The sequence below is a fragment of the Synechococcus sp. R6-10 genome, from assembly GCF_047461815.1.
Lineage (GTDB): Bacteria > Cyanobacteriota > Cyanobacteriia > Thermostichales > Thermostichaceae > Thermostichus.
Window position 1 is genome coordinate 1 of the sequence record NZ_JANSHW010000212.1, and the last position, 14,322, is coordinate 14,322.

General features: G+C 59.7%; 11 protein-coding genes and 1 pseudogene. 7 read left to right on the top strand and 5 right to left on the bottom strand.

Annotated elements, in window-relative coordinates; translation table 11 throughout:
• From NW837_RS06750 to NW837_RS06760, 3 genes are all read left to right on the top strand, one after another.
• On the top strand, positions 1 to 886 hold an 886-nt coding region (locus tag NW837_RS06750), incomplete at its 5' end, for a glutamate--tRNA ligase (RefSeq protein ID WP_414330081.1).
• A 78-nt stretch (positions 887 to 964) separates the two neighbouring features.
• Complete coding sequence (locus tag NW837_RS06755; protein WP_414330083.1) at positions 965 to 4,222, top strand: GAF domain-containing sensor histidine kinase; 3,258 nt, start codon at positions 965 to 967, stop codon at positions 4,220 to 4,222.
• 167 nt (positions 4,223 to 4,389) lie between these two features.
• Positions 4,390 to 5,472 carry an isocitrate/isopropylmalate dehydrogenase family protein gene (locus tag NW837_RS06760; protein ID WP_414330085.1) on the top strand — a complete coding sequence of 361 codons (1,083 nt, stop codon included), beginning with the start codon at positions 4,390 to 4,392 and terminating at the stop codon, positions 5,470 to 5,472.
• A gap of 57 nt (positions 5,473 to 5,529) precedes the next feature.
• On the opposite strand, the gene NW837_RS06765 is transcribed toward NW837_RS06760, so the two are convergent.
• Complete coding sequence (locus NW837_RS06765) at positions 5,530 to 6,456, bottom strand: D-isomer specific 2-hydroxyacid dehydrogenase family protein (RefSeq protein WP_414330088.1); 927 nt, start codon at positions 6,454 to 6,456, stop codon at positions 5,530 to 5,532.
• 323 nt (positions 6,457 to 6,779) lie between these two features.
• Between NW837_RS06765 and NW837_RS06770 the strand changes: the two genes are divergently transcribed.
• The 4 genes from NW837_RS06770 (at position 6,780) to queA (ending at position 11,740) form a co-directional block, all read left to right on the top strand.
• Entirely contained in the window at positions 6,780 to 7,991 is a 1,212-nt protein-coding gene (locus tag NW837_RS06770; protein ID WP_414330091.1) for a phosphodiester glycosidase family protein, read from the top strand.
• A 1,074-nt stretch (positions 7,992 to 9,065) separates the two neighbouring features.
• Positions 9,066 to 9,773, top strand: coding sequence for a cob(I)yrinic acid a,c-diamide adenosyltransferase (locus NW837_RS06775; protein ID WP_414330093.1), 708 nt, complete (start codon positions 9,066 to 9,068; stop codon positions 9,771 to 9,773).
• Positions 9,774 to 9,896: 123 nt separating this feature from the next.
• The gene (gene dcd / locus NW837_RS06780; RefSeq protein ID WP_011433274.1) at positions 9,897 to 10,478 is read left to right on the top strand and encodes a dCTP deaminase; all 582 of its coding nucleotides are present in this window, start codon (positions 9,897 to 9,899) and stop codon (positions 10,476 to 10,478) included.
• Positions 10,479 to 10,561: 83 nt separating this feature from the next.
• The gene (queA, locus tag NW837_RS06785; protein ID WP_414330095.1) at positions 10,562 to 11,740 is read left to right on the top strand and encodes a tRNA preQ1(34) S-adenosylmethionine ribosyltransferase-isomerase QueA; all 1,179 of its coding nucleotides are present in this window, start codon (positions 10,562 to 10,564) and stop codon (positions 11,738 to 11,740) included.
• Here queA and NW837_RS06790 read toward each other — a convergent pair.
• The 4 genes and pseudogenes from NW837_RS06790 to NW837_RS06805 all read right to left on the bottom strand — a co-directional run.
• On the bottom strand, positions 11,737 to 12,558 hold the full coding sequence (locus NW837_RS06790) for an HAD family hydrolase (protein ID WP_414330097.1): 822 nt from the start codon (positions 12,556 to 12,558) through the stop codon (positions 11,737 to 11,739). The genes queA and NW837_RS06790 overlap by 4 nt on opposite strands.
• 61 nt (positions 12,559 to 12,619) lie before the next feature.
• The gene (locus NW837_RS06795) at positions 12,620 to 12,889 is read right to left on the bottom strand and encodes a hypothetical protein (RefSeq protein WP_414330100.1); all 270 of its coding nucleotides are present in this window, start codon (positions 12,887 to 12,889) and stop codon (positions 12,620 to 12,622) included.
• Positions 12,890 to 12,901: 12 nt separating this feature from the next.
• A complete protein-coding gene (gene fabF, locus NW837_RS06800) occupies positions 12,902 to 14,182 on the bottom strand; it encodes a beta-ketoacyl-ACP synthase II (RefSeq protein WP_414330103.1) in 1,281 nt (426 codons plus the stop codon).
• Between the two features lie 33 nt (positions 14,183 to 14,215).
• Positions 14,216 to 14,322, bottom strand: a pseudogene (locus NW837_RS06805) (acyl carrier protein); the annotation flags it as partial.

Sequence of the window (14,322 nt, forward strand, 5' to 3'; positions counted from 1 at the left end):
TCTCTACAACTTGGCGGTGGTGGTGGATGATATTGACATGGGCATCACCCATGTGATTCGCGGCGAAGATCACATCGGCAATACCCCCAAGCAGATTTTGCTCTACCGCGCTCTTGGCTACGAACCTCCCCAGTTCGCCCATTCTCCTTTAATCCTGAACCCGGAGGGGAAAAAGCTCTCCAAACGGGATGGAGCAACTTCGGTAGCAGAGTTCCAGCAACTGGGCTTTTTGCCGGAAGCTCTCAAGAACTATTTGGCTTTGCTCAGTTGGTCGCCCCCGGATGGGGAAGAGCTTTTCTCTTTGGAAAAGGCGGCTGCGCTGTTCGACTTTGACCGGGTTAACCGTGCGGCTGCCCGCTTTGACTGGGACAAGCTCAACTGGATCAACAGCCAGTACATCAAGCAGCTTTCCCCGCCAGAACTGGTGGAGCGGCTCACCCCCTTTTGGCAGGCGGCAGGGTTTGACCTTTCCGGAGTGCCGGATCCCACCTGGTTGGAAGATGTGGCCCGCCTGATTGCCGATGGTATCGACCGCCTGGCAGAGGCTCCTCCGCTCAGCCGCTTTTTGTTTCAGGAGCCCCTCAGCTACACGTTGCCAGCTCTGGAACAGTTGCGCCTGCATGGGGTGGCAGAGGCTATGGCTGCAATGGCCACCACGTTGGCTGCTGCCGAGCTGCCCCAGGTTTCGGCGGACAGCTTAAAACCGCTGGTGGATCAGGTGGCCAAAGCCCAGAACATGAAAAAGGGCCTGCTGATGAAGAGTTTGCGGGCCGCCCTGACAGGGGATCTGCAGGGGCCGGATTTGCTGCAATCTTTTGCGCTTCTGCAGCGGCGGGGCTGGGCCTTGGGGCGGTTAGAGGCTGTGCAGAAGTTGGTTTCTTGTTGATGGAAGTTTATCTCTTGCTGTCATGCCTTCGGTTGCCTCTGTTGAAAGTGCTCCGCACCGCTGCCGCGATGGGATCCCATGCTGTCACGCCAGCTACAGGCTGCAAACCAAATTGTCCAAGAACTGGTGCTGCTCTCTTCTCAGTTATCTTCCCCATCCTCTTCGGACTCTGTAGAGATGGGGGAGCTGGAGCAGTGTGTGCTCAAGCTGGCCCAGACCTTGGTACAGCAGATGGTAAATCGCCTGGGCGCGGCCTCAGCTCGCCTTTGGATTTTCGACCCGCAGGAAGGATGTTTTCAGTCGGTGGCCCATGCCGGCCTGCTCAGCCCTGCTCACGACCAAATTCAGCGGATCTATCCTGACGACAGCCCTTTAGGACGGGTGGCCCAGGAGGGGCTGCCGCTTTTGAGCAACAATCCCGCCCAAGAAGCCTGGATGCCCGCCCCGGAGTGGGTGAAGGCCAATGGCTTGCGAGGCTTTGTTGCCTACCCGATTAACCGGGGGGAGGAGCGGCTGGGGGCTTTGGCTCTGTTGAGCCGGACACCTCTGGAAGCCAGCTTTCTGGAAGTGGTGAAGTTCCTCTGTTCCTATATCGCCAGCGCCATCATCAATGCCAAGCTGCTGGAGCGCAGCCGACGGCAGGCGGTGCGGGAGGCGCTGCTCAACCGCATCACCAGCACTGTTCACCGCTTTTTGCAGTGGGATCAAATCGTCAGCACTGCCCTGAAGGAGCTGCAGCAGGCCTTTCTCTCGAAAGGGGTGAAGGGGCTGAGCCGCTGCTGTTTTTACAGTCTCAGCCCGGATCAGCAGACGGTTCGGGTCAGCCATGAGGCCCTGAGCCCTGGGCTAACCCCCTCCCTAGGAGAGGTGTACCGGATCCAGGACTTTGGCTCGCTGTGCGAGCGCCTGCGGACGGGGCAGGTGGTGCAAATAGCCTTGCCTCTGCTGCCGGATCGAGATCTCCTGACCCCAGAGGGGTTGGCCGCTCTCCAGGCGCTGCAGGCTTGCTCGGCGGTGCTGATCCCGGTGCAGTCGGTGGGCTCGGCAGGAGTAGGGCTTTCGGAGGTTGGCGGGAAGGATGGGGGACGGCCCGGTTTGGCTGCAGAGCCAGGGGAGATGATTGGGTTGTTGGGAGTGTACGTCACCACACCCCACCTTTGGCAGCCGGAGGAGATCGAGCTGTTGCGCTCGGTGGCCTCTCAACTGGCCATTGCCCTCACCCGTTCCAGCCTGTTCGAGCATGCCCATCAGCAGACGGAACGGCTGGCTCTGTTGCACTCGATCACGGCGGCGATTCGCTCCAGCCTGGAGCCCACCACCCTCTTCCATGCGATCACCCAGCAGATCGGGGCGGCTTTTCAGGCAGATGTGTGTATCTTGGCCCTCTGGCAGCCGGAGCAGGAGCTGCTACACCCTGTTGGCCTTTATGCGCCGCAGCTTTCCCCCACCGTTCGCGTGGGCGGGACGGAGTCGTTGCTGGACACTCTGTTGCCGACAAGGGGGCCGTTGGTGGGATCCCCAGATTGCCCCTGGGTTGAGCCTGGGATCCCGCCGGACTTGCCGGAGACGATTCGAGCCAAGTTGCGCTTGGGGGCCAGTTTGCTCGCCACCTTGAGGGGGCCTGTGGTGGTGCCGGAGCCGCAGACGGCTCAGTCCTGGGCCGATCTAAAGCCTCAGAGCCAGGGGAGTGGGCTGTTGTTGGTGCCCCTATTTGCTTCTGAGCATCCGGACAGGCCCCAAGAACTGTTGGGGGGCATTGCCCTAATCCGCTACCCTGGCAGCGATTCCCTGACCCCTCGTCCTTGGCAGCCGGAGGATCTGGAGTTGGCAGAAGCCGTGGCCGAGCAGGCGGGGATCGCCCTCAAGCAAGCGCGGCTTTACGAGCAAACCCGTAGCTCTGCCCAGCGGGAAAGCCTTTTGCGCCAGATTGCCCAGCGCCTCAGCGGCACCTACAATCCCCAGGAGGTGGTGCAGATTGCCCTCGAGGGCATGGCAGAGGCTTTGCAGGTTGAGCGGTGCAGTTTTGTGGCGCCCTGCAGTGGCCATGAGCCGTTCGCAGCCTCGTCGCGACAGCCTTGCGGTTCCCCTTCCCCTGCCGTAGGCAGAGCAACAGCCCCACCACAGGCGGGACGGAGTCCTTTGGCTCAGCAACCCTTGGCCGGCGCTCCTGCAGAACCTCTGGCCATCATCCAAGAGTATTGCCGTCAGCCGGGGATCCCTTCCCAAAGGGGACAGACGCTGCCCCCTGAGCTAAGCCAGCTCCTCTGGGTCAATTGCTACAGCCACCTGAACACGCTGCTGATTCCAGATGTCAACACCTTCCCATTGTCTGCCCACGCCCGCCGCCATCTGCTGCAAAAGGGCATCCGCTCCCTGTTGGGTGTGCCGATAGTCACCGATGCTCGCCAGGTGGCCGGGGTGCTTTGCGCCTTCATGCCGCCGTTTGAGCCGGCAGTTCGGGGAAGCAAAACCGCCGATATCGCCTCAGAAGCCGCCGGATTTTCCCCCAGAGATACGGACTTGGTGAACGCGCTGGCGGACATTGCGGCAGTAGCCTTGCAGCGGGCCTCTTTCTACGAGCAGGTTCGCCGTCAGGAGGCGACGGCAGCAGCTTTGCGGGGCCTAACCGAGGGGCGAGAGGCGGAAAGTCGTCGGTTGGCCGCCGATTTGCACGACCAAACCTTGGCAGATCTGGGAGCTTTGTCTCGCCAGATCCAAGAGCTATCCGGCGATCCGACCATTGGCCCAGCCGGACAGGCTCAGTTGCGGGCCATGAGCGCCCAACTGCGAGAGACCATGGCCGAATTGCGCGGGATCGTGGAAGATTTGCAGCCGACGGCCATGCGGGCCTTTAACCTTGGCCCGGCTCTGCGCAGTCTCCTGGAACGGGCCGCCCAACGTTCCCCCCATCCTCTCCTCACCCGTTTCGACAACCAAGCCGATGGCCTGCTCTCCCGTCTCAGCCCCACCTGCCAGAGCAACATTTTCCGCATCGTGCAGGAGGCTCTGAACAACATCGTCAAACACGCGGGGGCACGGCGCATCGATCTCATCATTCAGCCCAAGGTTCAACAGGACGCCGGTTCCTCTATCAACCCTCAGGCTCCCTACACCCACTTGGAGCTGAAGATCATCGACGATGGCTGCGGTATGCCGGCGTCCAAGAGTGGGGCGGATCCCGCCCAGCCGTCTGGCCATGGACACGGGTTGCTCAACATGCGCTACCGAGCCGAGTTGATCGGGGCAAGCATTGCTTGGCGTAATCGCCGCTTTGGCAGTGGCACAGTTGTAGAGCTGCGAGTCCCTCTGCCGCCGAGTCCCCGATCTTGCGGCTAGCCCCCCCTTTTCTGAGGTAGCAGACGCAGCATTTTCAGTCTCAACCTGTTCTATAGTCGTTTAAGCTCAAGGGTTCCCGGTTCTCTAACCTGTCTGGTGGAGGGATCCTCTCACGCCGGCAAGGCGGAGTTTTTGCGCTGTCGTTAACACTGCGAGGAGAAGCATCTGTGGCCTATCGTGTGACTTTGATCCCTGGGGATGGCATCGGCCCGGAAGTGGCCAAGGCGATGACCACGGTCTTGGAGGCTACTGGGGTTCGGTTCGAATGGATCCCGGTAGAAGCAGGAGTGGAGGTGATCGAGAAATACGGCACCCCCTTGCCGCCCCAGGTGTTGGAGTCCATTCGGGAAACCAAAGTGGCGATCAAAGGGCCGATTGGCACTCCCGTAGGTACTGGCTTTCGTTCGGTCAACGTAGCCATTCGCAAGGAGCTGGATCTCTACGCCAATCTGCGCCCGGCCAAATCCATGCTCGGTGTCAAAAGCCCTTTTCAAGACATTGACCTAGTGGTGGTGCGGGAAAATACTGAAGATCTCTATGCCGGGATCGAGTTTGAACGGGGCACGCCGGAAGCCATCCAAGCGCGGGAGGAAATGATGCGCCTCTCCGGCAAACCCATCCGCGAGGGATCCGCCATTGGCATCAAGCCCATTTCGGACTTCGGCAGCCGCCGCATTGTCAAATTTGCCTTTGAGTACGCCCGCCAGAATGGCCGCAAGAAGGTGACGGCAGTGCACAAAGCCAACATCATGAAGTTCACCGATGGCTTGTTTTTGCAGGTGGCACGGGAGGTGGCCCAGGAGTACCCCGACATCGAGTTTGAAGATCGCATCGTGGACAACATGTGCATGCAACTGATGCAAAAGCCGCAGCTCTACGATGTGCTGGTGCTCACCAACCTCTATGGGGACATCATTTCCGACTTGTGCGCGGGGATGATCGGCGGGCTGGGGGTGGCGCCGGGGGCCAACATCGGCGACGGCATTGCGGTTTTTGAGGCCATTCACGGCTCTGCTCCCAAATATGCCGGCCAAAACAAAGTCAACCCCTGCGCTCTGATCCTCTCCGGGGCGATGATGCTGCGCTACCTAGGAGAGCGGGAGGCTGCCGCAAGGGTGGAGGCGGCGGTGCAGGCGGTGATCGCCGAGGGCAAGCAGGTCACCTATGACCTGGCCACAGGGGATCCCGTCGGCACTCAGGAGATGGCAGAGGCCATTGCTGCCCGCGTGCAGGAGATGGCTCCGCAGTAGGGTTTGGCGTCAAATGTTTCTGATCCCAGGCTCCCCAAGGGAGGGGGGCTAGAGGACTCAATACCCCAAAACCGGATCCACCACCCCTAGCAAGGGATCCCCGGCCCGGAAGCGCCGCACATTTTCTCGCACCCGCTTAGAGAGGGCTGGGACAATCATGGCATCGGTAAGAGCAGTGTGGGGGGTAATCAGGCAGTTGGGCAAGCTCCAGAGGGGATGCCCATCCGGTAGGGGCTCGGGATCCGTGACATCCAAGGCAGCCCCGCGAATGACCCTCTGCTGCAGGGCGGCCACCAAGTCGGGGGTCACGATGTGTTTTCCTCGCGCCACATTCACCAACCAACACTGGGATCCCATCTGCTCCAACTCAGCTTGGGCGATGATCCCCTCGGTTTCCGGCGTGAGGGCCAAAGCCAGGATCACCACATCTGCCCCTGCCAACACCGTTTGCCGTTCCGCGAGTGTCACCACCCGCGTGGCCCCCGGCAAGGGATCCGCCTTGCGACGCACCACGTCGATGGAGCACTGAAAAGGCTGCAACAGCTTGATCAACTCTTGGGCGATGCCCCCGGCCCCGAAAATGACCACACGGCTACCCCAGAGGCTGGTACCGGAGCCCTCCTGCCAAGTTTGGGCCAAGGCGCGGATCTTCAAGTCGCGCAAGCTGGCCAAGGTCAAGGCCAAGGCATGTTCTGCCACCGGTTGAGCATAGACTCCCTTGCCACAAGTCCACACATAGGCAGGATGCAAAACCCCTGCCCGGACAAAAGGCTCTACCCCCGCCCAGGGCAACTGCACCCAGCGGATCCCTTTCCCTTCCGCCAGACAGCACTTCAGGCCGGGCACATCAAAGGCATCGGCCCAGACCAAGGCTTCTGCTTCTGCCAGGGGCACAATTTCGCCACCCCCTGCCAAAACAGCCTCTTTGAGCCAGGGGCGAAGATGGCCGGGTTCGACGGCAATGCGTTTGCCTTGGATGCCCATAGGAACCGTTGGATGAGGCTTTCCCCTTGCCAGGATACTGCCGGAGATGGCGTGCACGGGCAGCCAAACCGGTGATCGAGTGTTAAGGGATCCCAAAGGGATCCTGGGCCACTTCCATAGGATCGCTAGGGTGAAAATTAGGGCTGCTGTGTTGGCTCAATCCTTAAGTAGGTAGCATTCCCCAATGACCCTATCCGAACTGCTGATCTTGGTGACGCTGCTCTTTCCCGGGATCCTGTTGTCGCTCATTGTGATGGGAACCTTTGCCGCAGGGGGATAATCATCTCCCAATGACAATGGTGAAGCCCTAAAGACGTGAAGACATGTCCAAAACCAAGCTGAGCGCCTGGGTCATGGGCTGGGGGTTAGCCTGCACTGCTGCTCTCTTTTTGCCCAGCGTGGCTGCTCAAGCTCAGGTGACCCTCGGTGTGCAGCCGGTGCGGGTGGTGCAAGGGATCCCTTTGTACCAGAAGGAGGTTTGGGTTGGAGACAATCGGATCCCCGTTTCTATCGTGGTCATTTCTCTCGCAGCGGGCCAACTGCGGCCTATCTGGGCTGCACCTGCGGGGCTGGTGGGTCTGGGGGAGCTGTCTTCCTTTGGCCCCGAACAGGGAGCAGTAGCCGCCATTAACGGTGGGTTTTTCAACCGCAACACCCGTCAGCCGCTGGGGGCAATTCGTCGGGATGGCCGTTGGATCTCCAGCCCCATTTTGGGTCGTGGGGTCATCGCCTGGTCGGATGGGACGGCAGGGCAAGAAGGGGGATCCGTGCGCTTTGCCCGTTTGCGGATGCAAGCAGAGCTGCGCAATGCCATTGGGGACCGGATCCCGGTGGTGGGCATCAATACAGGCTATATCCTGCCCGGCATCTCCCAGTTTACCCCCGACTGGGGATCCACCTACACCACCCAAACGGACGACGAAATGCTCGTGATGGTGCGGGAGGATCGGGTGCAAGAGATTCTGATGGCTGGCCTGGCCGGCAGTTTAACGGTACAGATTCCCAGTGAGGGGTATGTATTGGCAGGGCGGGGGCTAGAAGGTGCCCTAGAAGCCCGCAAGCTGGTTCCTGGGGATCGCCTCAGCTTTTATCTGCGCTTGGATCCGCCCGAGCTGGAAGCTTATCCCCACATCCTAGGGGCAGGGCCGCTCTTGCTCTTGGATGGACAGGTGGTTTTGGATGCCCGATTGGAGGCATTTCAACCCCTCTTTCGCCGGCAGCGAGCCGCCCGCAGTGCCATTGGCCAACTGGACAGCGGACATTTGCTGCTGGTGACCGCCGGCAATGCCCAGGAAAACCAAGGGCTTACCCTGCTGGAGATGGCGCAGTTGATGCAGCAATTGGGCTGTCGCCATGCCCTGAACTTGGATGGGGGCAATGCTTCCACCTTGGTGCTGGGGGGAGAAGCCGTCAATTGGGAACACCGACACCCAGAAGCCAGCCCACTCAACAGCGAGACGGATCCCAGTCCATCCCGGCGGCGTACACCCCGAGTTCACAATGGCCTAGGGTTTTTCCCAAGCCCAAGTCGGTGACAGAAAACTTTTGTGCCGGCGGGATGGAGTCTTTTCCCTTTGATCCAGGGATCGAGGGTGGGATCCCTGGACTTCCTGGCTGATTGGAGGAGGGGGCAGGTATTCTCCAGGATTGGATCTACCTTCTCAACAAAAATCTCTCCTCGCCAGAGGAAGGACTCGGCTTTGATTGCGCAATGGGATCCCGGCAATCTCAGCACCCAAAGCCCCAGAGCTTTTTCAGGTCAATTTTAAGTGGGATCCAAACTGAACGCCCAATGCTCATTTCTCATAACAGAAATAGAGATTAAATTAAGTAGAAAACATTGGCCTTGAGACCGGTAAGAAAAATGATCAAAGAGGCGATCTCTTGAAGAAGACGACCTCAGAGTATAAAAGGCACGCAATTCTTTACGCTTCTGCTAAATCAGATGCTGGTTTTCAAAAAAGTATTGTCAATAATCCATTTTTTGACGAAGATGATTGACGAATTTATATTTCTTCACTCTCGAGGTTAGAAATTAACTCCTTGGACTTTTGGTTACAATTCTCTCTACTACGAATGTTCGCTAATGTGTAGGCCTACCCGGCTCCCGACCAAATGTATAGCTATTTTAAAAATGACTATCTCTCCTGGTGGACAAGGCTTTTGGGGTAGGTTGACCCTTGCTCCTCTCTCGTGGGTGGGCTGCTGGTACTGGCATTCCTGTTTGTGAGAGTTAATCTTATTTGGAAGAAATTGATCTTTTTCTCAAATTTTTATAGAGCACCTCTATACTCAAGTGAGATAGCCCCACACACAAGCTTCTGGGCTAGGCCTGAAATTTTATTGAGATCCCCTGTCAAAGCTTTTCAGGTATTGCCTCTTGTGCCAAAAGGCTAGGATGGGCAAGGATTGTATTTTCTATTACTCTATTTAGGATGATTTGTATGCTGGCCGGAAGCAGAACCGACTCATTGACGGATACGCACAGGTGGTGTTTCATGGAATCCATAGCCGACGCTCTCCACCACTTGTAGGCCCTATAACCTAGGGCCGTGTTCTCTAGCCTGCTCGCGAGATAGAACGTGGTTTGCACTGCTTCTCCAAATCCTATGCCTTCCTCCAAGGATGCTGCTCCTGTAGCCCGCGCCAAACAGCCTGCGGCTCAAGCCAGCCCTGCTGCCGGCGAGCTTTTCCTTCAGCAGAATGGATCCCTCTCCGCCCAGTTGGTTCCCCAGGGATCCCTGCAGCTTTACACCCACCCCAGCCGGGGCATGTTTACGCCCGTCATGGCTCAGGCGATGCGCTTGGCAGGCCAGGGAACGCGGGTGCTGATCGTGCAATTTCTCAAGGGTGGGATCAATCAGGGGCCCGAAAATCGTCTCTCCCTGGGCAGATCCTTGGAGTGGGTTCGTTGTCGCCTGCACCGCTGCATCGATACACCTCACCTAGAGCCTGAGGAGCGGGTGGCATTGGATGAGCTGTGGCAATTTACCCAGGAGGCTGTCAGGAGTGGCCGCTATGACTTGGTGGTGTTGGATGAGCTGAGCTTGGCTGTGAAGTTGGGCCTGATCCCAGAAGCGGAAGTGCTGAGCTTAATCGACCAACGCCCCATCTCCATGGACATGGTGATCACCGGGCCGGAGATGCCAGATTCGTTTCTGGAGCGGGCGGACTTGATCACGCAGCTGCGCCTACGTGGCATCCCAGGCCCAGGGCTCCGCACTGCCGATGCGAATGTTGCCTGCTCTCTGGATCCCCCTCAAGTCAGCGGCACAGGTGCTATGCCTACAGCAGCCCATGTTGCTCCGCACCGCTAGCGCAAACAGTTTCCGCTCCGAAAGACCTAGGCAACACGGGTCGCGTCAGGGGGGCGGAGTCCCAATAAGACTGGAGCTTGTCCACCAGATGTGCCCTCACTCTCCAGGAAGCCGGCTGTAGCCATGTTGAAAAACGACCGCTGGATCTGTGAGCAAGCGCGGCGAGGGATGATTGAGCCCTTCTGTCCTGAGCTGGTGCGCGCTGTTGAATCTCGGCCTGTTTTGAGTTACGGGCTGTCCTCCTACGGCTACGACATCCGCCTGTCGCCGGTGGAGTTCAAGATCTTTCGCCATGTGCCCGGCACGGTGGTGGATCCCAAGCGGTTTAACCCCAAGAATCTGGAAGCGGTGGAGCTGCACCACGACGAGATGGGGGATTACTTTATCATCCCGGCCCACTCCTATGGGTTGGGGGTGTCTTTGGAGCGGCTGCAAGTTCCGGATAACATTACCGTGATCTGCATTGGCAAATCTTCCTATGCCAGGGTGGGCCTGATTGCCAACCTGACGCCCGCTGAGGCGGGATGGCGGGGTTATCTCACCCTGGAGTTTTCCAACGCCTCCAGCGCCGACTGCCGTGTGTACGCCAACGAAGGGGTGGTACAGCTTCTTTTTCTGGAAGGGGATCCCTGCCAAGTGACCTACGCCGACCGCGCCGGCAAGTATCAGGATCAGCCGCAGCAGGTGGTGGTGGCCAAGGTTTAGCTGCTTCCCTCAAAAGGGAGAGGGTTGGCGGGATCCGGTTGGCTATGCTGGATCCACGTAGAACCCCATCTTGATTCATCTCCATGCCTGACTCTTTTTCGCCTGCTGCCGCTCCCCCCGGTGAGGCTGAGCCTTTGGGCGATAGGGAGCCCAATCCGGATCTGCTCACAGCTTCCTACGACTACACCCTCCCTCCAGATCGGATTGCGCAAACGCCGGTGGAGCCCAGGGATCAGGCGCGGATGCTGGTGGTGTACCCGGATAGGCACGAGCATCGCCGCTTCTGCCATCTGCCTGACTACCTGCGGGAGGGGGATCTGCTGGTTCTCAACGATACCAAGGTGATCCCGGCCCGCCTGTTCGGGGCCAAGGAACCCTCCGGGGCGCGGGTCGAAGTGTTGCTGCTGGAGCCTTGTCTGGAAGGGATCCCTGCCGCCGCCCAACCTCTGCCGGATCAGGCGTGGAACTGGCGGGTTTTGGTCAGGCCGGGCAAACGGGTGAAGGTGGGGGATCGGATTGGTTTTTGGAGCAAGCAGGGATCCCCCTCTGGGCTGAGGGCCACCGTTCTGGCTTTGGATCTGGAAACCGGCGGGCGAGTGGTGCAGTTTGAGTGGGAAGGGGCGCAACCTTTTGAGGAAATCCTGGAACAGGTGGGCCGGATCCCGCTTCCTCCCTACATCAAGGCTTCCGGATCCCCGGGCTCAGGACAAGTTCGCCCTGAAGACTACCAAACCCTCTGGGCCAAACACCCCGGCTCGGTGGCTGCTCCCACGGCAGGGCTGCACTTTACCCAGGAGCTGCTGGAGCGGCTGGCCCAAAAAGGGATCCAAACGGCCTACATCACCCTGAACATCGGCCTGGGTACCTTCCGACCGGTGGAAGCGGAGCAGGTGACCGAACATCGTCTCCACAGCGAGTGGCTCAAGGTGCCGGCAGAAACGGTGGCAGCCATCCAAAAAGCCCAAGCCCGAGGGGGGCGGGTGATCGCGGTGGGAACAACCGTGGTGCGCTCTTTGGAAACCGCGGCAGCCTCTGGCACCTTGCAGCCTTGGCAGGGGAAAAGCGATCTATTCATCTACCCCGGCTACTCCTGGCGGGTGATTCAAGGACTGGTCACCAATTTTCATCTGCCCCGCTCCAGCCTGATGATGCTGGTGGCTGCGCTGATCGGGCGGCAAAGGCTGCTGGATCTCTACCGAGAGGCCGTCGACCAGGGGTATCGCTTCTATTCCTTTGGGGATGGCATGCTGATCCTGCCCTAGGGCTGGGGCTGACCTCCCTGGGATCCCTTGAAGGAACCGGCCTCCGCCTCTCCTTCAACTGGGGTCGAAGGACGGTCTTGCCCGCCGGCAAACCAGTTCCGGATGCGATCCCATTCCACCTGGTGGTAGCCGTCCACCGCCCAATTGGCCCGCCGCTGCAGCATGTGCAGAGGAAAGAAGGTAGCCAGCGCCAGGACTGGGATCCCTGCCGAACGGGCTGCCTGAATGCCGGGGTAGGTGGCCTCAATGCTCAAGCACTCCTGGGCAGGCAATTCCATCCGCTGCAAAAGCAGGCGGTGCAAGTGTCCTGGGGAAAGCATTGGGCCTGCATCATCCCCCGTCACTCGGTAGGATCCCCCATCGGTCAACTGTATCAGGGCCGGGCAACAGGACTGGAAACGCTCCAGAAAAGCGGCCACCTCGGCTGCCGATTGGCCGCACAGCAGGCCGACCTTCAGTTGCAGCCGCTCCAGCGTCTCCAAAGTTTCCGCCAAACCGGGAATGAGAGGCAATTCCCTCTGCCCCTGCAAAGCCTGTCGGTAGTATAGGGCCTTGCGTTTCAGCAGCTCTTCCAGTTGTTTGGGGCTGAGCACCCGCCCCTGCTCCCCCCACAGAGCCGGCAGGCGCTCTCGATCCGGTCGGCCCAGGTATTGCAGCCGGTAAAGCTCCCGCTGCCCAGGGGATCCAGACTTGGGCCAGCACAGGTTCCAGGGGCGCAGGTTCTCTTCCACCAGCAGTTGGTTGATGGCCTGCAGGTGCAAGTTCTCGTCATCGGCCACCACTCCACTCCAGCTCAAGATCACCCCTTGCAGTCCCATAGGGGGGACATCACCCTCTGCTAACGACCGCAACCCAACTGCATCAAAGCAGATGGCTTGTCTATCCATTTTGGACGCGACGCTCGAACTCTTCCCGAGTGGCGTCCACCAATTGCACTGCCTCTGGATAGAGCTGAGGATGGTTTTGCTTCAGCCAACTGAGCACCCGCGCCAATTGAGCTGCACACAGATCCAAATCCGCTTGAAAAATAACCGCCGCCGCCATGTGCTGAGCATATTCGGGCGGGTGACCCTGCTGCGCCAGCTCCGCCGTCAAAGCGGCCAAGGCTTGTTGACGAACTGAGGGCGACGAACTTTCGGGAGAAGACATAGGCCAAGCCTTTCAATCGGGAGAGTAGCGGCGCAAAGCCAGCGTGACGTTGTGCCCACCAAACCCAAAGGCATTCACCAAAGCGGCCTCAACGGCCATCTGCCGCCCCTTGTGGGGGACAAAATCCAGCCCTTCGCACTCGGGATCGGGGTTGTCCAAGTTGAGGGTGGGAGGAACCCAGCCGTGGTGGATGGCCAAAGCTGTGGCCACCGTGGCAATGCCGCCCGCTCCCCCCAACAGGTGGCCGGTCATGGACTTGGTGGCGCTGATGGCCAAACGGGGGGCATGCTCGCCAAAGACCGACTTGATGGCCTGGACCTCGGCGATATCCCCTACAGGGGTGCTGGTGGCATGGGCATTGATGTGTTGCACATCCCCAGGCTGAAGCCCGGCATCCTTGAGGGCCAGCCGCATCGCCCGGGCCGCTCCCTCGCCGCCGGGGGCAGGGTTGGTCATGTGGTGGGCATCGCAGGTGAGGCCATAGCCGACTATCTCCGCATAGATCTTGGCCCCGCGGGCGCGGGCGTGCTCCAACTCCTCCAGCACCAGGATCCCTGCTCCTTCCCCCATGACAAAGCCATCCCGATCCCGATCAAAGGGCCTACAGGCTTGCTCCGGGGTGTCGTTGCGGGTGGAAAGGGCCTTCATGGCACTGAACCCCGCCATGGACAAAGGGGTGACCGCCGCTTCCGTGCCACCTGTAATCGCCGCTTGCACCTCTCCCCTCTGGATGAGCCGAAAGGCATCGCCAATGGCGTTGGAGCCAGAGGCACAGGCCGTAACTGTGCAGGAATTGGGGCCTTTGGCGCCAAAATGAATGGCCAGGTGACCCGCAGCCATGTTGGCGATCATCATGGGCACCATGAAGGGGCTACAGCGATCCGGCCCTTTCTGCAGATAGATGGTCTGCTGCTCTTCCAAGACGCGGATGCCGCCGATGCCGGTGCCCAAGATCACCCCCACTTGCTCAGCGTTGAGAGCGGTGATGCGAAAGTCAGCGTCCTCCAAGGCTTGCCGGGTGGCCGCCATCGCCAGGTGCACAAAGCGGTCGGTGCGCTTGACATCCTTGCGATCCAAGTAGTCGAGGGGATCAAATCCCTTCACCTCTCCGGCAATACGGCAATCGTGGCGGGAGGCATCGAAATGGGTAATCGGCCCAATGCCGCAGCGCCCTGCCAGCAGGCTCTGCCAAAACTCGGCAGGAGAGTTGCCGATGGGGGTGACCGCGCCCAGCCCCGTAATCACAACGCGGCGGGTTGGCCTGAGAGCAGTGGCGGGATCCAGAGTAGCCATCGTCCGGTGTTAGCCCAGGGGTATGGAGGCAGATTAGGCAGCTTTCTTCGAGAGGATGTAGTTGACAGCGTCTTGCACGGTGGCGATCCTTTCTGCATCTTCATCGGGGATCTCCAGATCGGATTCCTCTTCAAAAGCCA